The 23944-nt window shown below is 60.8% G+C and carries 28 protein-coding genes and 1 tRNA gene; 18 read left to right on the top strand and 11 right to left on the bottom strand.

Annotated features, from left to right (window positions below; genetic code table 11):
- From ispH to BM229_RS09330, 3 genes are all read right to left on the bottom strand, one after another.
- Positions 1–951 carry a 4-hydroxy-3-methylbut-2-enyl diphosphate reductase gene (ispH, locus tag BM229_RS09340; RefSeq protein WP_093927392.1) on the bottom strand — a complete coding sequence of 317 codons (951 nt, stop codon included), beginning with the start codon at positions 949–951 and terminating at the stop codon, positions 1–3.
- A 61-nt stretch (positions 952–1012) separates the two neighbouring features.
- Positions 1013–1753, bottom strand: coding sequence for a helix-turn-helix transcriptional regulator (locus BM229_RS09335; protein ID WP_093927391.1), 741 nt, complete (start codon positions 1751–1753; stop codon positions 1013–1015).
- Between the two features lie 249 nt (positions 1754–2002).
- Positions 2003–2557, bottom strand: coding sequence for a LabA-like NYN domain-containing protein (locus tag BM229_RS09330; protein WP_093927390.1), 555 nt, complete (start codon positions 2555–2557; stop codon positions 2003–2005).
- 144 nt (positions 2558–2701) lie between these two features.
- On the opposite strand from BM229_RS09330, the gene folK reads away from it, so the two are divergent.
- From folK to recO, 12 genes are all read left to right on the top strand, one after another.
- Positions 2702–3289, top strand: a complete 588-nt coding sequence (gene folK, locus BM229_RS09325; RefSeq protein WP_167360228.1) for a 2-amino-4-hydroxy-6-hydroxymethyldihydropteridine diphosphokinase — start codon at positions 2702–2704, stop codon at positions 3287–3289.
- A gap of 83 nt (positions 3290–3372) precedes the next feature.
- On the top strand, positions 3373–3726 hold the full coding sequence (gene rpoZ, locus BM229_RS09320; protein ID WP_093738298.1) for a DNA-directed RNA polymerase subunit omega: 354 nt from the start codon (positions 3373–3375) through the stop codon (positions 3724–3726).
- A 36-nt stretch (positions 3727–3762) separates the two neighbouring features.
- On the top strand, positions 3763–5913 hold the full coding sequence (locus BM229_RS09315; RefSeq protein ID WP_093927389.1) for a RelA/SpoT family protein: 2151 nt from the start codon (positions 3763–3765) through the stop codon (positions 5911–5913).
- Between the two features lie 36 nt (positions 5914–5949).
- Positions 5950–6606 (top strand): DUF2062 domain-containing protein, encoded by a 657-nt coding sequence (locus tag BM229_RS09310; protein WP_093927388.1) that lies wholly within the window; start codon positions 5950–5952, stop codon positions 6604–6606.
- Positions 6607–6706: 100 nt separating this feature from the next.
- Positions 6707–7459 (top strand): pyridoxine 5'-phosphate synthase, encoded by a 753-nt coding sequence (locus tag BM229_RS09305; protein WP_093927940.1) that lies wholly within the window; start codon positions 6707–6709, stop codon positions 7457–7459.
- 112 nt (positions 7460–7571) lie between these two features.
- On the top strand, positions 7572–8015 hold the full coding sequence (locus BM229_RS09300; protein ID WP_093927387.1) for a PA2169 family four-helix-bundle protein: 444 nt from the start codon (positions 7572–7574) through the stop codon (positions 8013–8015).
- Positions 8016–8161: 146 nt separating this feature from the next.
- Positions 8162–8575, top strand: a complete 414-nt coding sequence (gene acpS, locus BM229_RS09295) for a holo-ACP synthase (protein WP_093927386.1) — start codon at positions 8162–8164, stop codon at positions 8573–8575.
- Between the two features lie 122 nt (positions 8576–8697).
- Positions 8698–9534, top strand: a complete 837-nt coding sequence (gene lepB / locus BM229_RS09290; protein ID WP_093927385.1) for a signal peptidase I — start codon at positions 8698–8700, stop codon at positions 9532–9534.
- Complete coding sequence (rnc, locus tag BM229_RS09285) at positions 9531–10217, top strand: ribonuclease III (RefSeq protein WP_093927384.1); 687 nt, start codon at positions 9531–9533, stop codon at positions 10215–10217. Before lepB ends, rnc begins: the two co-directional genes overlap by 4 nt.
- Complete coding sequence (gene era / locus BM229_RS09280) at positions 10214–11122, top strand: GTPase Era (protein WP_067935569.1); 909 nt, start codon at positions 10214–10216, stop codon at positions 11120–11122. The genes rnc and era overlap by 4 nt, the downstream gene beginning before the upstream one ends.
- Positions 11123–11137: 15 nt before the next feature.
- Positions 11138–11467 carry a DUF1491 family protein gene (locus BM229_RS09275; RefSeq protein ID WP_093927383.1) on the top strand — a complete coding sequence of 110 codons (330 nt, stop codon included), beginning with the start codon at positions 11138–11140 and terminating at the stop codon, positions 11465–11467.
- Positions 11467–12189 carry a DNA repair protein RecO gene (recO, locus tag BM229_RS09270; protein ID WP_093927382.1) on the top strand — a complete coding sequence of 241 codons (723 nt, stop codon included), beginning with the start codon at positions 11467–11469 and terminating at the stop codon, positions 12187–12189. Before BM229_RS09275 ends, recO begins: the two co-directional genes overlap by 1 nt.
- Here the strand turns inward: recO and BM229_RS09265 are convergent.
- Both BM229_RS09265 and BM229_RS09260 read right to left on the bottom strand, forming a co-directional pair.
- Entirely contained in the window at positions 12173–12565 is a 393-nt protein-coding gene (locus BM229_RS09265; protein ID WP_093927381.1) for an META domain-containing protein, read from the bottom strand. The genes recO and BM229_RS09265 overlap by 17 nt on opposite strands.
- Before the next feature lie 67 nt (positions 12566–12632).
- Positions 12633–14315, bottom strand: coding sequence for an acyl-CoA dehydrogenase family protein (locus BM229_RS09260; protein WP_093927380.1), 1683 nt, complete (start codon positions 14313–14315; stop codon positions 12633–12635).
- A 142-nt stretch (positions 14316–14457) separates the two neighbouring features.
- On the opposite strand from BM229_RS09260, the gene BM229_RS09255 reads away from it, so the two are divergent.
- Positions 14458–15222 (top strand): sulfite exporter TauE/SafE family protein, encoded by a 765-nt coding sequence (locus BM229_RS09255; protein WP_093927939.1) that lies wholly within the window; start codon positions 14458–14460, stop codon positions 15220–15222.
- Between the two features lie 295 nt (positions 15223–15517).
- Here BM229_RS09255 and BM229_RS09250 read toward each other — a convergent pair.
- Together BM229_RS09250 and BM229_RS09245 are read right to left on the bottom strand one after the other, a co-directional pair.
- Positions 15518–15593, bottom strand: a tRNA-Ala gene (locus BM229_RS09250).
- 93 nt (positions 15594–15686) lie between these two features.
- Positions 15687–16016: a TIGR02300 family protein gene (locus BM229_RS09245; protein ID WP_093927379.1), complete on the bottom strand. Its 330-nt coding sequence runs from the start codon at positions 16014–16016 to the stop codon at positions 15687–15689.
- A gap of 111 nt (positions 16017–16127) precedes the next feature.
- Between BM229_RS09245 and BM229_RS09240 the strand changes: the two genes are divergently transcribed.
- Positions 16128–16814 (top strand): M48 family metallopeptidase, encoded by a 687-nt coding sequence (locus BM229_RS09240; RefSeq protein WP_093927378.1) that lies wholly within the window; start codon positions 16128–16130, stop codon positions 16812–16814.
- Here the strand turns inward: BM229_RS09240 and BM229_RS09235 are convergent.
- Positions 16811–17932 (bottom strand): aminodeoxychorismate synthase component I, encoded by a 1122-nt coding sequence (locus BM229_RS09235; protein WP_093927377.1) that lies wholly within the window; start codon positions 17930–17932, stop codon positions 16811–16813. The genes BM229_RS09240 and BM229_RS09235 overlap by 4 nt on opposite strands.
- An 8-nt stretch (positions 17933–17940) precedes the next feature.
- A complete protein-coding gene (locus BM229_RS09230; RefSeq protein ID WP_093927376.1) occupies positions 17941–18234 on the bottom strand; it encodes a Dabb family protein in 294 nt (97 codons plus the stop codon).
- A gap of 125 nt (positions 18235–18359) precedes the next feature.
- Here BM229_RS09230 and BM229_RS09225 point away from each other — a divergent pair, with 125 nt between their 5' ends.
- A complete protein-coding gene (locus tag BM229_RS09225) occupies positions 18360–19010 on the top strand; it encodes a GntR family transcriptional regulator (RefSeq protein ID WP_093927938.1) in 651 nt (216 codons plus the stop codon).
- A gap of 181 nt (positions 19011–19191) precedes the next feature.
- Positions 19192–19638 (top strand): GNAT family N-acetyltransferase, encoded by a 447-nt coding sequence (locus BM229_RS09220; protein WP_093927375.1) that lies wholly within the window; start codon positions 19192–19194, stop codon positions 19636–19638.
- On the opposite strand, the gene BM229_RS09215 is transcribed toward BM229_RS09220, so the two are convergent.
- Complete coding sequence (locus BM229_RS09215; RefSeq protein WP_093927374.1) at positions 19635–20597, bottom strand: acetyl-CoA carboxylase carboxyltransferase subunit alpha; 963 nt, start codon at positions 20595–20597, stop codon at positions 19635–19637. The two genes, BM229_RS09220 and BM229_RS09215, sit on opposite strands and share 4 nt — an antisense overlap.
- 158 nt (positions 20598–20755) lie before the next feature.
- A complete protein-coding gene (locus tag BM229_RS09210; protein ID WP_093927373.1) occupies positions 20756–21715 on the bottom strand; it encodes an L-malyl-CoA/beta-methylmalyl-CoA lyase in 960 nt (319 codons plus the stop codon).
- Positions 21716–21972: 257 nt separating this feature from the next.
- Between BM229_RS09210 and dgcN the strand changes: the two genes are divergently transcribed.
- Positions 21973–22974, top strand: a complete 1002-nt coding sequence (gene dgcN / locus BM229_RS09205) for an N-acetyltransferase DgcN (RefSeq protein ID WP_093927372.1) — start codon at positions 21973–21975, stop codon at positions 22972–22974.
- A 2-nt stretch (positions 22975–22976) separates the two neighbouring features.
- Positions 22977–23942, top strand: coding sequence for an N-acetyl-D-Glu racemase DgcA (dgcA, locus tag BM229_RS09200; protein WP_093927937.1), 966 nt, complete (start codon positions 22977–22979; stop codon positions 23940–23942).
- Positions 23943–23944: the final 2 nt, after the last annotated feature.

Genomic DNA, 23944 nt, shown 5'->3' with positions numbered 1-23944 from the left:
TCAGGCGGGTTGGCGCAGGACGCGAGGCACCTTGAACTCGACGTTTTCCTGCGCAGTTTCGACCAGTTCAGTGGTCACGTCATAGCGGGCTTTGAAGGCGTCGATCACCTCGTTGATTAGCACTTCGGGGGCCGATGCGCCTGCGGTGATGCCGATGCTGCCGATCCCCTCAAGCGCGCGCCAATCGATGTCGTCCGCTCGTTGCACCAGTTGCGCATAGGCGCAGCCCGCGCGGGCGCCGACTTCGACCAGACGTTTGGAGTTCGACGAATTCGGCGCGCCCACCACCAGCATCGCGTCGCATTTGGGCGCCATGGCTTTGACCGCTTCCTGACGGTTGGTCGTGGCGTAGCAGATGTCTTCTTTGTGCGGGCCGATGATGGCGGGGAAGCGTGCCTGTAGGGCCGCCACGATATCGGCAGTGTCGTCAACGCTGAGCGTGGTCTGGGTGACATAGGCCAGACGGGCCTCATCGCGCACGGCGACCCCGGCCACATCGTCGGGGGTTTCAACAAGCAACACGTCGCCATCGGGCAATTGGCCCATTGTGCCGACCGTCTCAGGGTGGCCCGCGTGGCCGATCATAATGATCTGCAGCCCTGCATCGGCATGGCGCTGTGCTTCGATATGGACCTTGGAGACCAGCGGGCAGGTGGCATCGACATAGATCATATTGCGCGCCTGCGCGGCGGAGGGCACGGATTTCGGCACGCCATGTGCGGAGAAGATCACCGGGCGGTCGTCGGGGCATTCCGACAGTTCCTCGACAAAGACCGCGCCCTTGTCGCGCAGCCCGTCGACGACGAATTTGTTGTGCACGATCTCATGGCGCACATAGACTGGCGCGCCCCATTTTTCGAGCGCCATTTCGACGATCTTGATCGCCCGATCCACGCCCGCGCAGAATCCGCGCGGTGCGGCGAGGTAGAGGGTCAGGGGCGTGTTGGTCATGGCGAAGTCTCCGAACGGCTTGGCGCAGAGGTAAGGGCTTGGGCGCGCTTCGTCCAGCCCGTCAGCCTTTCTTGGGCGCAGCCTCGCTTCCAGCCCCATGCACAAGTGCGGCGGCTTGAGCGCGGTTACGGATGCCCAGCTTGCGATAGCCGGATTTCGCGTAGTCCGACACGGTGTGAATCGACAGGTTGCAGTGATGTGCCGTTTGTTGGCGGCTATAACCATGCGCCAAAAGATTAACCACTTCGGCTTCGCGCGGGCTGAGCTTATCAAAAGCAGAGGGGCTATCGGGGAGGGGCAGTAGTTCTGCCCCGACAAGGTCTTCGATGCGCCGGTGCATCAGCAGGCAGAACAGGCGCAACTCTTCGGCGATGTCGTGGAAAGTTTGTTCAAACTCTTCCGCCGCCATCCCGTTGCCGATCACAAAGCCGCCAAAGCGTTCAGACCCTTGCAGACGCATCGGTACGGCAAAAGCAGCGTGAAGCCCCGCTCGCGCTGCACGCGCGATAAGGGAATGTTCGGAGGGCGTGACATCGGGATAGAGATGTACAAAGGCCTGCCCGATCATCAACACCTCATAGCTGTTGCACGAGTGATGCAGAAACGGGTCATCTTCGGGCGGGAGGTTTTTATAGAGATCGGGGATGGTGCAAAGCAGCTGCGCATTTTTAAAGTCGGCGCCCACACTGATATGGAGTGCATGGGTGAAGCCGATTTCTCGGAGTGCCGCTACGATCCCATCCCAAAGTGTGTCGATATCTTGTAGTTTTTCCAGCCGTACTGCGACATCGACGAGCATCATCCCTCACTTTACCCCCTATTTAGGGGGGTCGTCTACTTCTACGGGAACAAGTACTATTGGATCAAGGGGAACGCATGGGTTCATGTGCTGTATTGTATCTTCCCTGGGGTATTTTAGAAATTTCACAGGCCAGTGACGGCGACGTCTCTGGCCTGTTATTCGTATCCACACTTTCCTGATAGCAAAACGCAGAAATTCAACCTCCGCGATCAGCGGAGTTGTTCAGGGCAATAAAAAGGCGATCTGCGGTCAGCTTTGTGGAGCCGGCATCGGATCACGTGGGGGGCGGCCAATGACATCGCGCAGGTCGTCAAGCTCAATGAAGTTGTCGGCTTGGCGGCGCAGATCATCGGAGATCATCGGCGGCTGACTGCGAATCGTCGATACGACAGAGACGCGTACGCCTTGACGTTGCAGGCTTTCGACCAGCGGACGGAAATCACCATCGCCTGAGAAGATCACGATATGATCCACGCGCGGCGCAAGTTCCATGGCATCTACGGCCAGTTCGATATCCATGTCGCCTTTGACTTTACGGCGGCCCATGCTGTCGGTGTATTCCTTGGCCGGTTTGGTAACCATGGAAAAGCCGTTGTAGTTTAGCCAGTCAACAAGCGGGCGGATCGGCGAATATTCATCGTTTTCAAGCAGCGCAGTGTAATAGAATGCACGCAGCAGCTTGCCACGGCGCATGAACTCTTGCCGCAGCAGTTTGTAATCGATGTCGAAGCCGAGCGACTTGGCCGCGGCGTAGAGATTGGAACCATCTATAAATAGCGCCAATCGCTCATCTTTGTAGAACATTAATCTATCCTTTCGGCAGGCTTCGCCGTATTCCCGGTTTGATCTATAACTGTCGCGGATTAAGAAAACCGTGACGTGTGGCGATGCCCCCACATCTGGGTGCATAACTAAGGTTTTTTAACAATGTCGCAAGGCCCTGAGGGTATGGAATTAAGCAGTAGGGCACCTATACGAAAGCATAGCCTTCTGATTGCGCTCGGTGGGAACCTTGCATCTTCGGTTGGTAAGCCGCAGGAAACCTTGAAGGCCGCTCTGAAGCTGTTGCAAACATCAGGTGCGGTGATTCGTGCCACCAGCCAATTTTACCACACTCCGGCTTTTCCCGCAGGGGCGGGGCCGGATTATGTGAACGCCGCCGTGCGGATCGAAGCGCCTTGGGGTCCTGAAAAGGCGCTTGGCGTATTGCACCGTATCGAGGCGCAGTTTGGCCGGGAGCGGGTGCAGCGATGGGGGCAGCGCACGCTGGATCTGGATTTACTGGCCTGTGACGATATTGTGTTGCCAGACCGTAATACCCACAAGATGTGGCGCGAATTGCCGCTTGATGCGCAAATTGGTCGTGCGCCTGAACAGTTGATCCTGCCCCACCCCCGTCTTCAAGATCGCGCTTTTGTTTTGGTGCCGCTGGCCGATGTGGCTCCCGATTGGGTGCATCCATTGTTAGGAAAGCCCGTGCGCGTGCTGCTTGAAGGCGTGTCTGAGCGGGATCGCGCCGACGTGCGGTCTATGTAATCCTATGTAATAGTGACTTGTAAATCTGCCCGAAGCGGCCTAAACACCGCACTTCTGGCAGCAAATGAGATATTGGAGGCTTCATGGCCCGCGTCACCGTCGAAGATTGTGTGGATAAGGTTCCGAACCGTTTCGAACTCGTCATGCTGGCCGCGCACCGCGCCCGCGAGATCTCTGCCGGATCGCCGCTGACCGTTGACCGCGACAACGACAAAAACCCTGTTGTCTCCCTGCGCGAGATTGCTGACGAAACACAGTCGGCTGACGATCTGCGTGAGCGTCTAATCGAGAGCAACCAGAGCCAGATCGAAGTCGATGAGCCCGAAGAAGATGCAATGGCGCTTTTGATGGGTGCCGAGCAGGACAAGCCTGAAGAAGACAGCATGTCCGAAGAAATGTTGCTGCGCCAGTTGATGGCCGCACAGGGGCAGGGGTAACCCCCGCGCCCCGGCCGGGGCTATGAGGCAGATGGCATGAACAGCGCCGACATTACTGCCGACGACCTGATCGCTCTCGTTCAAGGCTACAATCCCCGTACCAACGAACCACTGATCCGCGCAGCCTTTGATTATGGCGCGCGGATGCATGATGGCCAGTTTCGCCATTCCGGCGAGGCCTACTTTACCCACCCCGTTGCCGTCGCTGCGATCCTTACGGAACAGCAGCTTGATGATGCGACGATCATTACCGCCCTTTTGCATGATACGATCGAAGATACCAAAGCGTCTTACGCCGAGGTTCAGAGCCTCTTTGGCGGTGAAGTTGCCGAATTGGTCGATGGTGTTACCAAGCTGACGAACCTTCAGCTCAACTCGACCGAAACCAAACAGGCCGAGAACTTTCGCAAGCTGTTCATGGCGATGTCCAAGGACCTGCGGGTCATTCTTGTGAAACTGGCCGACCGCCTGCACAACATGCGGACGATCAAATCCATGCGCCCCGACAAACAGGTCAAAAAGGCGCGGGAGACGATGGACATCTATGCGCCGCTGGCGGGCCGTATGGGCATGCAATGGATGCGTGAAGAGTTGGAAGACCTCGCGTTTCGCGTGCTTAACCCCGAGGCGCGCGCGTCGATCATCCGGCGTTTCATCACCCTGCAACGCGACACTGGCGATGTGATCCAGCGGATCACGGGCGACATGCGCGTGGAGTTGGAAAAGGCGGATATTGAGGCCGAAGTCTTTGGCCGGGCCAAGAAGCCCTATTCGATCTGGCGCAAGATGGAGGAGAAGGAGCAGAGCTTCTCTCGCCTGTCCGACATTTACGGTTTTCGCGTGATTACCGCCTCCGAGGAAGATTGCTATCGCACGCTTGGCGCGATCCACCGGCGTTGGCGTGCGGTGCCGGGACGGTTCAAGGATTACATCAGTCAGCCCAAAAGCAACGGCTACCGATCTATCCACACCACCGTTTCGGGGCGGGATGGCAAGCGGGTTGAGGTGCAAATTCGGACCCGGCAGATGCATGACGTGGCCGAAACCGGCGTTGCAGCGCATTGGTCCTACCGCGACGGCGTGCGGAGCCGGAACCCCTTTGCTGTTGATCCCGCCAAGTGGATCAGCCAGTTGACCGAACAGTTCGACGCCGAGACCGACCATGAGGATTTCCTCGAAGCGGTGAAGCTTGAGATGTACGCCGACCAAGTCTTCTGCTTCACGCCCAAGGGCGATGTGGTGAAGTTGCCGCGCGGCGCGACCCCGATTGATTTCGCCTATGCGATCCATACGCGGATCGGCAATGCCTGCGTGGGGGCCAAGGTCGATGGGATGCGCGTGCCGCTCTGGACGCGGATCAAGAACGGCCAGTCGATTGAGATCACCACCGCGCAGGGCCAGACACCGCAGGCCACTTGGCTCGACATCGCCACCACTGGCAAAGCCAAATCGGCGATCCGGCGTTCCCTGCGTGAGGTCGACCGCGAACGCTTTATCAAGCTAGGGCGGGAATTGGCCCGCTCGGCTTTCGCTCAGGTGGGCAAGAAGGTCACCGATAAGGTGCTGCACACTGTCGCTAAGAACATGCGGCTCAATGGCCCCGACGAGGTGCTTGCCCGGCTTGGCAGTTCCGAACTGACGGGCCGCGAAGTGGTCGAATCCGTCTATCCCGATCTTGCACCGCAAAAGGGCGAGCAGATCGACGTGCGCCGCGCCGTGGTCGGGCTGGAGCCGGGCCAGAGCTTTGACCGCGCGCCTTGCTGCACGCCGCTACCGGGCGAACGCATCGTGGGCATCACCTTCCGCGGCAAGGGGGTGACTGTTCACGCGATCGACTGTGACCGCTTGTCGGAATATGAAGACCAGCCCGACCGCTGGCTTGACCTGCGCTGGCATGATGGCAGCCATCCGGCGGATTATACATGCGCGCTAGACATCACCATCGGCAATGGCGCGGGCGTCTTGGGGCGGGTCTGTACCTTGATCGGCGAGGCCTCGGCCAATATCTCTGATTTGGAGTTTGTGGAGCGTAAGCCTGACTTTTACCGGTTGGTGGTCTATGTGGACCTCAGAGACGTGAGTCATCTGCATTCGCTCATGTCCACGCTCGAAGCCGAAAGTGAGGTCGCCGATGTCAGCAGACACCGCAATATGAGCATAGGAAAGACTGTCGAAAAGACCGCCTGACCCGCGCAGACGAAACGCCGATACTGGACCTGATTCTTGATTTTCAAACGCCGCGATCCGAAACCGACCCTGCGCGCGCTGGCCGAGTTTCTGTGGCCGCGCGGCGGTTGGACGCGTGCGTTTCACTATGTCAAACACCGGATGCGGCGGCTGCCTGACAGCCCAGAGCGTATCGCGCGGGGCATCTGGGCTGGGGTCTTTACGACCTTTACGCCGTTCTACGGGCTGCATTTTATCGTGGCGGCGCTAATCGGGCGGGTGATGCGTGCGAATATCCTCGCTGCGCTTATGGCCACCTTTTTCGGCAATCCGTTGACCTATGTTCCCATCGGCATCGCTGCCCTGCAAACCGGTCACTGGATTCTTGGTGCGCCCGTGGCCCCAACGGCGCATCGGTCATTTGGTGGCAAATTCCTTGATGCAGGGCGCGACCTTCAAGAGAACTTTTTCGCGATCTTTACAGATGACAGCATGGATTGGTCGGGGCTGACGATCTTTTTCCATCAGGTGTTCTACCCCTATCTGATTGGGGGCGTCCTGCCGGGGATGATCTGCGCCACAATTGCCTATTATATCTCTGTTCCGGTGCTGCGCGCCTATCAAAAGCGGCGGCGCGGCATGATCAAGGCCAAGTTTGAGGCGTTAAAACACAAGGCTTCGCAGCGGGCCGAGGCCAAGCGCCACGCCGACTGAATCGCCGCCTTGCATCAATTTTTCGGAAAAAGGGCTTCTCCCTATGGGGTTGGCAAAAATTCCGACCTATGGTCGCGCCAATGATGCGAGAGGAAACAACATGGCTGACCAACCAAAGCTGAGATTGGGCGTGAACATCGACCACGTGGCGACCGTGCGCAACGCGCGGGGCGGGGCGTACCCTGACCCATTGCGCGCTGCCAAGATTGCGGAAAAGGCCGGGGCCGATGGCATCACCGCGCATCTGCGCGAAGACCGGCGGCATATCTCTGACGCCGATATCGAAGGGTTGATGGAGGTGCTTTCCGTCCCGCTCAACTTTGAGATGGCAGCCACCGACGAGATGCAAAAGATCGCCCTGCGGCACAAACCGCATGCCGTTTGCATCGTGCCGGAAAAACGCGAAGAACGCACAACCGAAGGCGGACTGGAAGTTGCGCGTGAAGAAAACAAACTGGCCCATTTTATCGCACCGCTGCGCGAAGCGGGCAGCCGCGTGTCGATCTTCATTGCCGCAGAACCTGCCCAGATTGAAGCAGCCAACCGCATCGGGGCCGAGGTGATTGAGCTACATACCGGCGCCTATTGCGACGCCTTCGCCGAAGGCCGCTGGGACGAGGCCGATGTCGAGTTGAAGAAACTGCGCGACATGTCGACTTTTGCGGCTTCCTTGGGGCTTGAGGTTCACGCAGGCCACGGGCTGACCTATGACACCGTGACCCCCATCGCCGCCTTTCCGGAAGTGCGCGAACTCAACATCGGTCACTTCTTGATCGGAGAGGCGATCTTTCTTGGTTTGGAGCCTGCAATCGCCGAAATGCGCCGCCTGATGGATGACGCCCGCGACGGGTAATCGACGCTTGCTGGGGCGGCGGAAAGGCACTCATGCGCTGCCCCTGCTTGGACCCAGATCCGCTTTGCCGCGTTGTGCTGCCAGACTGGTTAACAAAACCTAGGAGGCACCAATGAGCGACCATATCGACACATTGAAAAAACTGCACACCCGCCTGATCGACAGCCGCGACGGCTATCGCGAATCCCGCAAAGAAGTCTCTGACGAGGCTGCTTTCGTTGGCTTCTTCGATCAGCGCATCGCTGAGCGCGAGAAGTTCCACACCGAGCTGCACCGCCAGTTGGGCGTCGATGGCGTGGATGTCTCTGAAGAGGGCTCCGTCGCCGCATCAGCGCACCGGGGCTGGGTCAAGCTGCGTGACGCTGTGACTGGCGACGACGAAGCCGTCTATAATGAGATCATCAACGGCGAATCCGCATTGGTCGAAAACTACGACGATGCGATCAAAGCCACCGCTGGCCGCCCCGGTTATGAGTTCCTGACTGAGCAGCGTGCCTCGGTTCAGCGCGCCATTGACGAAGCGAAAGCCGAGAAGGCCCGCCACGCCGTCGCCTAAGCGCCGCGCCTTGCCATAAGTTAACGCCGTCCCGCCCCAGCGAGGCGGCGTTTTCTCGTCGTATTGCTGCTTTTCCTCGGCCCCGCCGCATGATCTATTGAGGGCAAAGGGCGCATCGGCCCCGTCACGCGATAAGAATGGCCCCAATGATCCTCGGCATCGGTACTGATCTGGCAAATATCGAGCGTATCCAAGGCACGCTCGACCGCTTTGGCGACCGCTTCCGCAATCGTGTTTTTACTGACGTGGAACAGCGCAAGGCCGAGCGCCGCCGCGATGTAGCGGGCACCTATGCCAAACGCTGGGCCGCGAAAGAGGCGTGTTCTAAGGCGCTTGGCACCGGGCTGCGCATGGGCATTGCGTGGCGCGACATGGCGGTCAGCAATCTGCGCACCGGCCAACCCGTAATGGAGGTGACAGGCTGGGCCGCCGACCGTCTGGCCGCGATGACCCCGCCGGGGCATGAGGCGATCATCCATGTTACCCTGACCGACGATCACCCTTGGGCGCAGGCTTTCGTGGTGATCGAAGCGCGCCCTCTTGCCGATCCGGCCAGTTAGACTGGCGCGCCCCGCCGTTTCGCGTCATATGCATGCGGGGCAGGCCGATCCGGCCCTGCTTCCCTTGACTTGGCCCGCACGGCCCCGCATGTAACCCCAAACCGATATGTCAGGAGCGCCGCATGGCCGCTAAGGAAAAAACCGGCAACGCCTTTGTCGAAACCATCAAGACAATCTTCTGGGCGCTGCTGATCGCCGGTGTCTTTCGGACCCTGTTCTTCCAGCCCTTCTGGATCCCCTCCGGCTCAATGAAAGAGACGCTGCTGATTGGCGATTTCCTTTTCGTGAACAAGATGGCTTACGGCTATTCCTATGCGTCTTGCCCCAGCCTGATGCTCCCCGGTGTCGGGATCGAGATTGACGCCAAGGATGTCTGCGGAGTGTTCGACGGCGATAATGAGCGTCTCTTCGGGTCCGAGCCTGAGCGCGGCGATGTGGTGGTCTTCCGTCATCCCGTGTCGGGCCGCGACTACATCAAGCGTCTGATCGGTCTGCCGGGGGACAAGGTGCAGATTCAAAACGGCGTCATCAGCCTGAACGGCACCCCGGTCAAAGTTGAGGATGCAGGCACCTTTGAAGAGGTCATGGCCCCCCAAGGTCCACAACAACTGCGTCCGCGCTGCGAAAACGGCCCCGTTGGGCAAGGCGGCACCTGCGTCAAAAGCCGCCAGATCGAAACGTTGCCCAATGGTGTTTCGCATCCGATCTTGAACATCACCAACCAACAGTCGGACAACACGGGCGTCTATACCGTGCCTGAGGGGCATTACTTCTTTATGGGCGACAACCGCGACAACTCTGCCGACAGCCGTCTGGCGCAGCGTGCGGGTGGCGTGGGTTTCGTGCCCTTCGAGAACCTCATCGGCCGTGCAGACCGCATTGTGTTCAGCTCTGCCGGGCGTTCGATGCTGTTCTTCTGGACATGGCGCAGCGACCGTTTCTTCGAAGCTGTCAGATGAAGCTAAGCGGAGACCTCAAAGCCTTCGAGGCGCGGATCGGCCATCACTTCGGCAAGCCGGAACTGCTGGTTCGCGCGGTGACCCATGCCTCCATGTCCTCGGCCAACCGCGACGACAACCAGCGGCTGGAGTTTCTGGGCGACCGGGTGCTGGGCCTTGTCATGGCCGAGGCGCTGCTGGCGCTGGATCCCGGCGCGACCGAGGGGCAGTTGGCCCCGCGGTTCAACGCATTGGTGCGCAAGGAAACCTGCGCCGATGTCGCGCGTGAGATTGATCTAGGCAAGGTGCTGAAATTGGGCCGGTCTGAGATGATTTCGGGCGGGCGGCGCAAGCAGGCGCTGTTGGGCGACGCTATCGAGGCGGTGATTGCCGCCGTTTATCTGGATGGCGGGTTTGACGCGGCCAAAGACCTCGTGTTGCGGCTGTGGGGCAACCGGCTGAAGACGGTTAAAGAAGACGCCCGCGACGCCAAAACCGCGTTGCAGGAATGGGCACAAGCACGCGGCCTGACCCCGCCGCGCTATGTCCAGACCGACCGCAGCGGCCCCGACCATGCGCCGGTCTTTACCATTACCGCGCGGCTGGACAACGGCGCCGAAGCCGCCGCCACCGCGCCCTCAAAACGTGCCGCCGAACAGGCCGCCGCCACCACGCTGTTGCGGCAATTGGAGAAGAACTCATGACCACCCGTGCCGGATTCGTCGCCCTGATCGGAGAGCCCAACGCGGGCAAATCCACGCTGTTGAATCGGATGGTGGGGGCCAAGGTCTCGATCGTGACCCATAAGGTCCAGACCACCCGCGCCCGCATCCGCGGCGTGGCGATGGAGGGCGACGCGCAGCTTGTCTTCGTCGACACGCCCGGCCTGTTCCAACCGCGCCGCCGGCTTGACCGTGCCATGGTGGCTGCCGCTTGGGGCGGGGCTGCCGATGCCGATGTGATCGTGCTTTTGATCGAAGCGCACCGTGGCATGACCGAGGGCGTTGAGCGTATCCTTGAGGAGCTTGGCAACATCGCCAAGGGCCGCCGCGTGGCGCTGGCGATCAACAAGATCGACCGCGTTGAAGCACCTGTGTTGCTGGGTCTGACCGAAAAGATGAATGCAGCCTTTGATTTCACCGAGACTTTCATGATCTCCGCCGAGCGTGGCCACGGTATCGACACGCTGCGCCAGTGGCTGGCCGGAGAGGTGCCGGAAGGCCCGTGGCTCTACCCCGAAGACCAGATCGCCGACCTGCCGATGCGCAATATCGCGGCCGAGATCACCCGCGAGAAGCTGACCCTGCGCCTGCATCAGGAACTGCCCTATCAGCTCACCGTCGAGACTGAGAATTGGGAAGAGCGCAAGGACGGCTCTGCCCGGATCGACCAATTGGTCTATGTGATCCGCGATGGGCACAAGGGCATCGTGCTGGGCAACAAGGGCGAGACGATCAAGGCCGTGGGCAAGGCGGCGCGTGAGGAACTCGAAGAGTTCTTGGGCCGCAAGGTGCATCTGTTCTTGCAGGTCAAGGTTCGCGCCAACTGGCTGGAAGAGGCCGAGCGCTATTCCGAGATGGGCTTGGATTTCAAAGATGGCAACGACTGAGCGTAAAGGCCAGCCATGCCCCGCCTGACCGCGCGTTTCTGGGTCGACGCCTATCTCACCCGGCTGCGGTTGCAGGACATTCCGGCTTTCGTCGTCGCCCATGGTGACGACACCGGCGGTGCGGTGCTGGTGAAGCTGGCAACGCTTGATGGCCGCGCGGTGCTGTTCCAACGCTCTTTCGATCTGATGACCGGCGATAGGAAATGGATCGAATTGGCCGCAGGCGACGAGGCCGAGGTTGATGCCACTGTCACCCGCCAGCGCGGGTTCGATCCCGACCTTTGGGTGATTGAGGTGGAAGATCGCCAAGGCCGTCACTTGTTAGACGAACCGGGGCTGGCCTGATGGAGTGGCGCGATCAAGGCATCCTGCTGAGCGCGCGGCGACATGGCGAAACCTCTGCCATCATTGAGGTCTTCACCCCCGAACAAGGCCGCCACGCTGGGATCGTCCGCGGAGGCACCAGCCGCAAGATTGCGCCCAGTCTGCAACCCGGCGCACAGCTTGACGTGGCATGGCGCGCGCGGTTGGAGGATCATATCGGCGCCTTCACCGTCGAGCCGCTGCGCAGCCGCGCTGCGGTGGCCATGCAGAACCGTCTGGCGCTGGCGGGGTTGAACGCGGTGACCGCGCTTTTGGCCTTTTGTCTGCCCGAACGCGAGCCGCATCCGGCGCTCTACCGCCGCACCGAAGCGCTGCTTGATATGTTGGGGCAGGGGGAGGTCTGGCCGCTGGCCTATCTGAAATGGGAACTGCGTCTGTTGGAAGAGATGGGCTATGCGCTTGATCTGGAAAGCTGCGCGGTAACTGGGGTGAGCGAAGACTTGATCTATGTCTCGCCCAAGTCGGGCCGCGCCGTCTCCGCCAAAGGCGCGGGGGAGTGGGCGGATCGTTTGCTGCCATTGCCGACAGTCCTGCGCGGCGGCACGGGGAGCGATGCTGAGATTGCGCAGGGGCTTGTCACGACGGGCCATTTCCTGACCGCGCATCTGGCGCGCGATCTGGGGGGCAAACCCCTACCGGAAGCCCGCGCGCGCTTTATCGATGCCTTCAGTCGGCGGCTTTGAAGATCAGTCGTTCGTTGCTTTCATCCGACAGGATTAGCGTGTCGCCCAATACATCCGAGATGGTCACCTCTCCTAAAGCATTCAGAAACGCCGTCTCTGCTGCGAGGTCCGGGCAGGCGCGGCGCGTGGCGGCGATATGACCCGCGTCAAACCACGGGTAGGGCACAGTCATCGCGGCGCTATAGGCGTTGCAGGGCGCTTCTCCGGCAATCTTGCCGGTCTCTGGGAAGGTCAGCGTGGCGCGGGCGTCGAAGGGGGTGCCGTCCAGTTCCACCAAGGTCCATGTCTTGTCGCCCGCCCCGTAGGCGCGGACGGTTTCGTCGCTCTGACATTGCGGCAGGGCGCTGAGGGCGGCGAGGATCAAGAAGCTGCGCATGGGCTGTCCTTTGGCTGGGAACGCCGCCTATGTCTCTGACAGAAGCGGCGCTTGCAACCCCGGAGCGTCAGCCCAGAAGACGGCGCGCGATAACCTGCGCTTGGATCTCCGCCGCTCCTTCAAAGATGTTCAGGATACGCGCGTCACAAAGCACCCGGCTGATCTTGTATTCCAGCGCGAATCCGTTGCCGCCGTGGATCTGCAAGCCGTTGTCAGCAGCGGCCCAAGCGACCCGCGCGCCGAGCAGTTTCGCCATGCCTGCTTCGACATCGCAGCGCCGGCCCGCGTCCTTTTCAAAGGCGCTGTAATAGGTCAGCTGCCGCGCGATCATTAGTTCCACCGCCATCATCGCCAGCTTGCCCGACACGCGGGGGAAGTTGATTAGCGCCTTGCCGAATTGCTTGCGGTCTTGGGCATATTGCATCGAGATATCGAGCGCCGATTGCGCCACGCCAATGGCGCGGGCTGCGGTCTGGATGCGGGCGGATTCAAACGTCTCCATCAGTTGTTTGAAGCCGCGCCCCTCTTCGCCGCCGAGAAGGTTCTCGCCCTTCACCGCGAACCCGTCAAAGCCGAGTTCGTATTCCTTCATCCCGCGGTAGCCGAGCACCTCAATCTCGCCGCCGGTCATGCCGGGGGTGGGGAAGAGGTTGGCATCGTCGCCGGGGGTCTTTTCGGCCAAGAACATCGACAGGCCGCGGTGGTCTGTGGTTTCCGGATCGGTGCGCGCCAACAGTGTCATCACATGGGTGCGCGCCGCATGGGTGATCCATGTCTTGTTGCCGGTGACCTTGTAGTCGTCGCCGTCCTTTACCGCGCGGGTGCGCAGGCTGCCGAGGTCCGAGCCGGTGTTCGGCTCGGTAAAGACCGCCGTGGGCAAAGTCTCGGCGCTGGCGATGCGGGGCAGCCATTTCTCTTTCTGCGCGTCAGTGCCGCCGCAGAGGATCAGTTCCGCCGCGATTTCCGACCGGGTGCCGAGGGAGCCGACGCCGATATAGCCGCGAGAGAGTTCTTCGCTGACCACACACATCGACGCTTTGGTCAGGCCCAGCCCGCCGTATTCTTCGGGAATGGTCAGGCCAAAGACGCCCATCTCGGCCAGTTCTTCGATCACCTCAATGGGGATCAATTCGTCCTTCAGATGCCAGTCATGGGCATAGGGTTCGACCTTCTCGACCGCGTAGCGGCGGAATTGGTCGCGGATCATCTCAAGCTCTTCATCAAGGCCGCTGACGCCGAAGGTCACATCGGCGCTGCGTTCCTGCATGAGTTCAACCAAGCGGCTGCGCGCGGCCTGCGTGTTGCCGCTGCGGGTCAGAGTGGTGAGCGCCGGATCGTCAAGCGTGGCTTCGTCCTCAGCGCTCAGCCCCAGATCTTGCAGACGCAGCATTTCGCCTTGGTTCATCTGGATGCCGCCACGGATCTGGCAAAGGTATTCGCCAAAGGCGATCTGGTGTAGGAGTTCTTCGACCTCGCCAAAGCGCCCGTCACCCTGTAGGCGCTCGGCCCAAAGCTGCATCTGGCGTAGCGCCTGCACATAGGTGGCGAGCCACGCAAGCCCGTGCGCTGCGGTCTGGTTGGCCTCGATCAGCTTGGCCGAGACGCGATCCCCCTCGCTCACCTGCGCGCGGACGGCGGCAGTGGCTTTCTGGAGCAGCCGGTCCAGCGGCGGGAGCGCCGCGCCGGTCAGCCCGATCAGATCGTCGAGAATTACGCTATGCATCGTCATATCCTGACCGTCATGTGCCATGATCTGTCCTTTCTTGCTTGGGCCAGACATAGCGCCTTCGCAGTTGCAGCACAACAAAGATACGTTTCAATGCCTATTTTTGTTTTTATATTGCGTAGAAAATTTGCTCGTGCGGCTGCCGTCGGGCCTGCTATGTAACGGCATGAACAGTATTTTCCCCTTTCTCACCCCGTTTGAATTTTACGCAGCTTTGGCCATTGGTCTTTGCGGTGGTTTCGTCAAAGGCGTTGTCGGATTCGCCCTGCCGTTGGTTTTGATTTCCGGCCTAACGACCTTCATGGCGCCAGATTTGGCCCTAGCTGGTTTGATCCTGCCGACGGTTCTGGCCAATGCCTTTCAGGCCTTGCGCCAAGGTCCGAGGGCGGCGGCAGGTTCCATTCGATTGTTCTGGGTATTTCTGCTCTGCGGCGGCATCACTTTGGTTCTTTCTGCCCAGATGGTGCGGGTGATTCCCGAGGAGGCAATGCTGCTGGCCATTGGTGTTCCGATCGTCTTTTTCGCGCTGCTGCAATTGTCGAAGTATAAGTTTCATCTGGCGAAACGTTCCACGCGGGTCGAAGCATGTGTCGGCGCGTTTGCTGGTGCGGTCGGCGGCGTTTCCGGCGTTTGGGGGCCGCCAACGGTTGCGTATCTGACCGCGCTTGGCACCCCAAAGCACGATCAGATGCGGATTCAGGGGGTGATTTATGGGCTGGGCGCGGTGGCGCTGCTTGGGGCGCATATGGGATCGGGTGTGCTGAACGCGCAGACTTGGCCATTCTCGGCACTGTTGCTTGCGCCTGTGATGCTGGGCGTTTGGCTTGGCAGCATGGTGATGGATCGGGTCGATCCGGTCCTGTTTCGCAAGATGACGCTGCTGGTGCTGATGGTTGCAGGGCTGAATTTAATCCGACGCGCGTTGTTCTGAGCGGGACTGGTCGTGAGCGTAGGGCGCGACCGGCTCTCATCTGCCTATCCCAATGGGTTTGCGATTTGGCAAGGTTTGGTGTGCCCTAGGCAATGCACATCATGAGCGCGGCATAGTGACAAGAGGCGAGACAGATCGCCGAGCAGTAGGCAGGGGGTAGCCTACAGATTTTGCTCGCCGAGCATCGTTTGCAGTTGCGAGATAGCGTTGTATCGTTTGTATGGGCTGTTGCGCTGCGCTCTCATCGCTTCTTCGAAGCGACTGTCGCGCGACGCCTTTTGCTTTGCAAAAGGCTTGGTGGAGCCTAGCGGGATCGAACCGCTGACCTCCTGCATGCCATGCAGGCGCTCTCCCAGCTGAGCTAAGGCCCCATCGTGGATCGTGTGATCCGGGTCGTTATGCGCCGCTAACTAGGCGCTGGCGGCGGCGGGATCAAGCAGAAAATTGAACCCGCCGCCGATTAATTAGTCTTCGTCGTCTGACGCGACTTCGGCGATATCGTCGAGGGGAACTGTATCCTCGTCGTCATCGTCGTCGTCCAGCAGATCGTCGTCCAGATCCACATCAACTGTATCGTCGTCATCCACGAGGGAATCGTCGTCTGCCTTATCGCCTTTCTTGGCTTTGGCTGTGACCGCATCCTCGGCATCTGCCGCGATCATGCGGGACTTGGAGTTGTCGGCCGCGACCTCTTCGCCCGTATAGGGGCTGATGATCGGATTCTTGTTGAGGTCATAGAAGCGCTTGCCCGTAGTGGGGCACAGGCGCTTGGTTCCCCATTCTTCGTTGGGCATGAAACACCCCTTTATAATATTGCTGTTGCGTGTAGATGATTCCGGCCAAGTGCCATATGAGGGGGGCACTGTCAAAGGCTTTGGCCTCTATCTAGGGACGTTGCTCCGGTAATGAAAGACCCTGTGCTGCCCGGCAACCCGCCGATTCCGTTGATCTTGCGCCGTTCGGCCCGTGCCCGGCGCATCTCTTTACGCATTTCGCAGTTGGATGGGCGGGTGACGCTGACCATGCCCAAACGCTTGGCCGAGCGTGAAGCGCTGACCTTTGCCGAGACCAAGCAAGACTGGATTCGCCAACACCTTGCCGCGCGGGGCGAAGACGTGATTGTCGCACCGGGGGCTGAGCTGCCTGTGGGCGGTAAGGTTCTTAAGGTGCGCAGCGGGCAGGGGCGCGGCGTGCGGATCGGTCCCGAAGAGATTCTCGTGCCCGGTCCGGACGACAGCATTGGCAGACGGCTTGCAGCACATCTGCGCGAAGTGGCGCGGGACCGGTTGGCTGGCGCCTGTGACGATTACGCGGCATTGCTGGGCAAGCCCTACAATCGGATCACCCTGCGCGATACGCGTTCCCGCTGGGGATCGTGCACCAGTGATGGTGGGCTGATGTTCTCATGGCGGCTGATCATGACACCGCCCGAAGTGCTGGATTACGTCGCCGCCCATGAGGTCGCTCATCTGGCGCAGATGAACCATTCCCCGGCGTTCTGGGCCGAGGTCACGCGGATTTACGGTGATTATCAAGCCCCCCGCCAATGGCTGCGCGACCATGGCGGGGGGCTGCATCGTTATCGGTTCTAGGGCAGGGTCGCGAACCGTGCCTTTAGCAAAGCCTCGGCATGTTCATCCTCGGCTGTGCTGTCATGCACTACACCACCACCTACATTTAGCCGCAGCCGTCCATCGGCGTGGCAGGTCGCTGTGCGAATCGCCACGTTGAACTGCATCGCCCCTGAGGGCGCAGCCCAGCCAACAGCGCCGCAATAGGCATCGCGTGGAGCAGGTTCTAACGCGCGCAAGATCTGCATGGCGCGGATCTTGGGCGCACCGGTGATGGAGCCACAGGGGAAAAGCGCGTGGAAAATATTTGTCAGTCGCGTCTCAGGCAAAACCTGTGCCGTGATGCGCGAAGTCATCTGATGCAGGGTATCATAGGTCTCGATCTCGAACAGCTTCGGCACCTCAACGCTGCCCACCTCTGCAATCCGGCTTATGTCGTTGCGGAGCAGATCAACGATCATCAGGTTTTCCGCCATGTTCTTTTCCGAAGCGGCGAGGTCGGCGCGCAGCTTGGCATCCTCAACAGCATCTTGCCCGCGCCGCGCGGTGCCCTTCATCGGACGCGCGGTCAGGTGGCCATCGGCAGTCAGCGCAAAGAACAACTCGGGCGAGCGTGACAGCAACACCGGCCCCCCAAGGTCAACAAATGCGCCATGCTCAACCTGCTGACGCTGGCGAAGTCGGGCATAAAGGGCGGCAGGCGTGCCACTATAGCGACCCTCCAACCCGAAGGTCAGATTGGCCTGATAAATATCCCCGGCAGTGATGTAATCCTGCACCTGCATAAAGGCGGCTTCATATTGGGCAAAGTCCCAATCCGGGGTTAGGGCCGATAGACTGGCCGCGCCCACGTCATCCTTAAAGCTGTGCGGCTCCGGCCCATCAAACACCCCGAAGTGCAACAGGGGCAGCCCGCGCTCGGCAGGCATCAAATCACACAGTTTTGTCGACCCGAGGTAACCCAACTCATAGCTTGCATAGCCCGCCAGCCACGCGCCCTCTGCCTGCGCTTTTTCGAGCGCGGCAAAGGCTGCTGGCACGTCCTCGGGCGACTGCGCGCTGATGATCCGCTGCGGCGCTCGAAAGGCCGTTCCTTGCCCCAGCGGGCCGGTGTCAAAAAGGACGCAGGGGGCAGACATCTCGCGCCTTAAAAGTCCGCAGGCATGCGTATGTCGCGTAGGGGGCGCACGATGTCGATGGATTCTTGATAGATCGGATGCGCCTTATAGGCGGCAAGTGCCTCCGCATCGGGGAACTCGGCGTAAACCACCACATCCACGTCCCCTGACAGCGCATCAACACGGGTGTTCTCGCAGATTTCGAAAGTTGTTGAATGGGGGATATCGGCCAGTTTCCAAAGCCCCGCTACAATTGCGGGAATGTCTTTGGGGTCTTTGGCTGAGAAAAAGACCACGTGGCGGATGAAATTTCGTTTGGTCAAGGCGCATCTCCTTTAGCGGTTTGAACCCGGATAAATCGCCTCAGGGGCCGCGACAACGGGTGATTGGCCCGTGGTCTCAAAATGCCGCGCTTGACGGGTGGCTCATTTGTGATCACAAGCGCATCATGAACCTCAGCCCCCGCCCTGTCGAGGCCACGCCGCTGGCCCATGATCGTGTCTACCGCCGCCTACGCGCGCGGATCATGCATGGCGATCTGCCGCCCGGTCATGCGCTCACCCTGCGCGGTATTGGTAAGGAATATGAGGTCTCGATGACGCCCGCCCGCGAAGCGGTGCGGCGGCTCGCGGCTGAGGGGGCGCTGACGATGTCGACCTCGGGGCGCATTTCTACGCCCGAACTCAGCAACGAGCGGATTGAGGAATTGGCAGCGCTCAGGGCGTTGCTGGAGGTTGAACTGGCCTCGCGTGCCCTGCCACGCGCGCATATGGCGCTGATTGAGCGGATGCAGACGATCAACACCAATATCGCCGAGGCCGTGGCCCACCGCGATGCGGTCAGCTACATCCGCACCAATCTGGAATTCCACCGAACGCTTTACCTGCGGGCACAGGCGCCTGCGATGCTCGCCATGGCAGAGACCGTCTGGCTGCAACTCGGCCCCACCATGCGCGCGCTCTATGGCCGCCTGCGCCGGACAGAGCCGCCGCATTTCCATCGGTTGATCATCGCCGCCCTGCGCGCAGGGGATGAGCCGGGGCTGCGGCTGGCGGTGCGTTCGGATGTGACCCAAGGCCTGCGGATGCTGGCAAGCTAACCCAGGCTCAGCCTCCGCTTGACAGCCGGTCGGCACAAGCGCATGACATAGTCATGGAACAGACCTGCCTCAAAACAGTCTATTATCCCCGCTCCTAATCGGCGCGGCCCTTTTCCTATACCCCAAGCCGCCACAGCGCGGCTTTGCTTGTCTCCCTGTGGTAGCCACAAAGAGAGACAATATGCCCCCCATTCGACCTGCCGTTAAATCCGACTTACCAATGGTTCTTGATCTCGCCCATGCGCTGGCCGCCTACCACGGCGACACGGCCACGCTGACACTGGCCGCGCTGGAACGTGACTGTCTCGGCGAAGCCCCTTGGGTGACGCTGTTGGTGGCCGAAGGTGCGACGGGGCTGCATGGATATGCCGCGCTTTGCCCCCAGACGCAGTTGCAATTCGGCGCAAGGGGCATGGACCTGCACCATCTCTTTGTCTGCGATACCGCGCGTGGGCGCGGCATAGGCAAAGCGTTGGTGGCGGCCGCGCTGGAGCACGCTGAGGCGCAGGGGTGTAGCTATGTCACTGTAGGGACGGGTACGCAAAACCGGCGCGCGCAGAGTTTTTACCGCGCCGCCGGTTTTGACCAGATCACCCCTGATCCGCGTTTTCGGCGGCGGCTGGCCTAGGCCGCCAGTCCCATGCGGCCCATCTCAAGGAACTTGCTCCGGCGGTCTTTGATCAGCGTTTTGCCATCTTTACCGTCAAGGTCTTTAAGCATCGTCTCAATCGCTTTGCCTACGGCCTTGATGGATTGCGCAGCGTGACGATGCGCGCCGCCCATAGGCTCAGGAATGATCTGATCAATCACGCCGAGCGTCTTGAGCTCTTCGGCGGTCAGGCGCATCTGCTCGGCGGCTTCGCGCATCTTTTCGCTGTCTTTCCACAGGATCGACGCACAGCCTTCGGGCGTGATGACGGAATAGACCGAATGCTCCAACATCGCGACGCGGTTCGCCGTGGCAAAAGCCACCGCCCCGCCAGAGCCACCCTCGCCGACGATCACGCTGATCAACGGTACACCGATCTGCAGGCATTTCTCGGTCGAACGGGCAATCGCTTCGGATTGGCCGCGCTCTTCGGCACCCTTGCCCGGGTAAGCACCCGGCGTGTCCACGATGGTGACAACGGGCAGATTAAACTTATCGGCCAATTCCATCAAACGCACCGCCTTGCGATAACCCTCAGGGCGGGCCATGCCAAAGTTTCGCTCGATCCGGCTTTTGGTATCATTGCCTTTCTCATGGCCGATAACCATGACCGGCTTGTCATTAAAACGTGCCAGCCCACCCATCACGGCCAGATCGTCAGCAAAGTTGCGATCCCCGGCCAGCGGTGTGAACTCAGTAAATAGCGCCTCGATGTAATCTCTGCAATGTGGACGTTCGGGGTGACGCGCCACTTGGCATTTGCGCCAAGGCGTCAGCGACCCATAGAGGTCTTCCAGCATCCCAGCGGCTTTTTTATCCAGCGCGCGGGCCTCGTCGGTGATGTCCATCTCTTCGTTGGACCGGGCCAGCGCCCGCAGCTCTTCCGCCTTGCCTTCAATCTCGGCCAGTGGTTTTTCGAAATCCAGATATTGGGTCATTGCATGCTCCGGCTAGTTGCTTTCGTATATGGAGCGCCGCGCGCCGGTTTGCAACGCGGGTTTGCCAAGCAGGCAAGCGCACGCCCTTACCACTTCATCCTTTTTCAGATACCCGCGGGGGTCCGGGGGCAGCGCCCCCGGCGGCTGGCCGCAGTCGCTCAGCCCCCGGCGATCATCTCGGACTGCCGCACCACAACCTCGGCCTGTTTAATGCTGGCGATGTCCACCAGACGCCCCTTATAGACCGTCGCCCCTTCGCCCTTCGCCTTGGCTTCTTCCATCGCGGCAAGGATTTCACGCGCTTCGGCGACGGCTTCTTCCGAGGGTGTGAACACCTCGTTGCTCAACGCGATCTGTTTGGGGTGAATCGCCCATTTGCCTACCATACCCAGCGTGGCCGAGCGGCGCGCCTGTGCGCGGAAGCCCTCGTCATCAGAGAAGTCGCCAAACGGCCCGTCGACCGGCAGCACGCCATGGGTGCGGCAGGCGGCGACGATCGCGGCCTGCGCCCAGTGCCATGGGTCGGACCAATGCTTCTGCTCACCGCGCTGCATATAATAATTCTCCTGCGTACCGCCGATGCCGGTGGTCTGCATGCCCATGGAGGCGGCGAAATCGGCGGCCCCCAGCGACATCGCCTGCAAACGCGGAGAAGAGGCGGCGATCTCTTCCACATGGGCGATACCGGCGGCGGATTCGATGATGACCTCAAAGCTGATCTTCTTCTCGCGCCCCTTGGCGGTTTCGACCGCCGTCACCAGCGCGTCGACGGCATAGACATCCGCCGCGCAGCCCACCTTGGGGATCATGATCTGGTCGAGCCGCTCGCCCGCCTGCTCCAGCAGTTCCACCACGTCACGGTACCAATAGGGCGTGTCCAACCCGTTGATCCGGACCGAAAGTGTCTTCTTGCCCCAGTCGATCTCCGAGATCGCCTTGATGATATTGGCGCGCGCGCTGTCCTTGTCCGAGGGGGCCACGCTGTCTTCGAGGTCGAGGTTGATCACATCGGCATCCGACGCTGCCATCTTTTCAAAGATCGCCGGGCGGGAGCCGGGGCCGAACAACTGGCAGCGGTTCGGGCGGGCAGGGGCGGCAGGCTGAATGCGGAAGCTCATGGGGCACCTATGGGTAATTTTGTTTCATCATGCGTCTTAATTCTGGTATGAAATTGCGCCGTCAATCGCAAGAAGGTTTTCGCAGTCGCAGCATTTCGATGTTTTTCGAGACAGGCCAAGGCGGCGCACGATTTTTGCGCAGTCAACGGTAATTTGCGGGAAATGCTGCCCATTTGCATGCAGATGCGTCGACAACGCCACGCACTTGCGTATTCTCGCGCGCAATATGCGGACAAATTCAATGCCGGAGGCTTGCCATGATCAAAACCCCCTATCTGCTCTTTCTGGGCGACGCGCCTGACTCTCTGTCCGCCAAGGTCGCCCAAGGCATCAAGGACTGGCGCCCCGACAACGCGGTCGGTCAGTTCCGCATGGAAGGCTGCAAGGCCGATCTCGGCTTGCAAGACATGACGCTGGCCGAAGCGCGTGAGGCGGGGGCCGAGACATTGGTCATCGGCGTCGCCAACCGTGGCGGCAAGATCAGCGTGGCTTGGAAAGAAGTGCTGATTGAGGCGCTGAACATGGGCTTCGACATTGCCTCGGGCCTACACAACCTGCTGCGCAACGAAGCCGATCTGGTCGCCGCCGCCAAGGCGAGCGGCACCACATTGCATGACGTGCGCGTGCCCAGCGTCGAATATCCCATCGCCGACGGTAAGAAACGCAGCGGCAAGCGGGTCTTGGCCGTGGGCACCGATTGCTCGGTCGGGAAAATGTACACGGCTTTGGCACTGGACGAGGCGATGCGCGAAAAGGGCATGAAAAGCACCTTCCGCGCCACGGGTCAGACCGGCATCCTGATCACCGGCGAAGGCGTGCCGCTGGATGCGGTGATCGCCGATTTCATGGCCGGGTCGGTGGAATATCTCACCCCCGACAATGACGATGACCATTGGGACATCATCGAAGGGCAGGGCAGCCTGTTCCACGTCTCCTACTCAGGCGTGACCATGGCGCTAATCCACGGCGGCCAGCCCGACGCGCTGATCCTCTGCCATGAGCCCACGCGGACCCATATGCGCGGCCTGCCGGAATACTCCCTGCCCAGCATGGAAGCGGTGCGTGATGTGGCTCTGACACTGGCGCAGGTGGCCAACCCCGATTGCAAGGTCGTTGGTATCTCGGTCAACACCTACCACATGTCTGAGGCCGAGGCGGATGCCTATCTGGCCGAGGTCGAAGAGCGTCTTGGCCTGCCTGCGGTCGATCCCTTCCGCCAAGGGGCTGCGCGGCTGGCCGATGCACTGGCGGCGCTGTGACCATGCAGATCGACGTTACCGCTGATACGTTCAAACTGGCGCAGGTCTTTACCATCAGCCGCGGCTCGCGGACCGAGGCCAAGGTGCTGACCGTCCGCGTGACCGAAGGCGGCGTGACCGGCTGGGGCGAGTGCGTGCCCTACGCGCGTTATGACGAGACCCTCGAATCGGTCACGGCTGAGATTAACGGCTTGCCCGGCGATATCACCCGCCAAGCGCTCTATGACCTTTTGCCTGCCGGGGCCGCACGCAACGCGGTCGACTGCGCGCTCTGGGATTTGGAGGCCAAACGCGCCGGCAAACGGGTCTGGGAACTGGCCGGGCTGACCGCGCCGGGGCCGGAGGTCACGGCCTATACCCTCTCGCTGGACGAACCCGAGGCGATGCGCGCGCAGGCGGCGAAGCACAGCCATCGGCCACTGCTGAAGATCAAGCTCGGCACCCCCGACGACATGCCCCGGCTCGAAGCCGTGCGCTCGGGTGCGCCCGATGCCACCATCATCATCGACGCCAATGAGGGCTGGTCGGCTGAGGTCTATGCCGACCTTGCGCCGCATCTGGTGCGCCTTGGCGTGGCATTGGTCGAACAACCCCTGCCCGCAGGGGACGACGACGCGCTTTTGGGCATGGATCGCCCCGTGCCCGTCTGCGCGGATGAAAGCTGCCATGACCGCGCCAGCCTGCCGGGCCTCAAGGGCAAATACGATGTGGTGAACATCAAGCTCGACAAGACCGGCGGGCTGACCGAAGCGCTGGCGCTGCGCGATGCGGCGCGGGCCGAAGGCTTTGATGTTATGGTTGGCTGCATGGTCGGGTCGTCGCTGGCGATGGCCCCGGCAACGCTGGTCGCCCAAGGCGCAAAGGTCGTGGACCTTGACGGCCCGCTGCTTCTGGCCGAAGACCGCGACAATGCTTTGAAATTTGACGGCGCGGGCGTGCATCCCCCCGCCGCAGCGCTTTGGGGGTGACC

Source organism: Sulfitobacter dubius, assembly GCF_900113435.1.
Lineage (GTDB): Bacteria > Pseudomonadota > Alphaproteobacteria > Rhodobacterales > Rhodobacteraceae > Sulfitobacter > Sulfitobacter dubius.
This window is presented reverse-complemented; position numbering and strand designations above follow the sequence as displayed.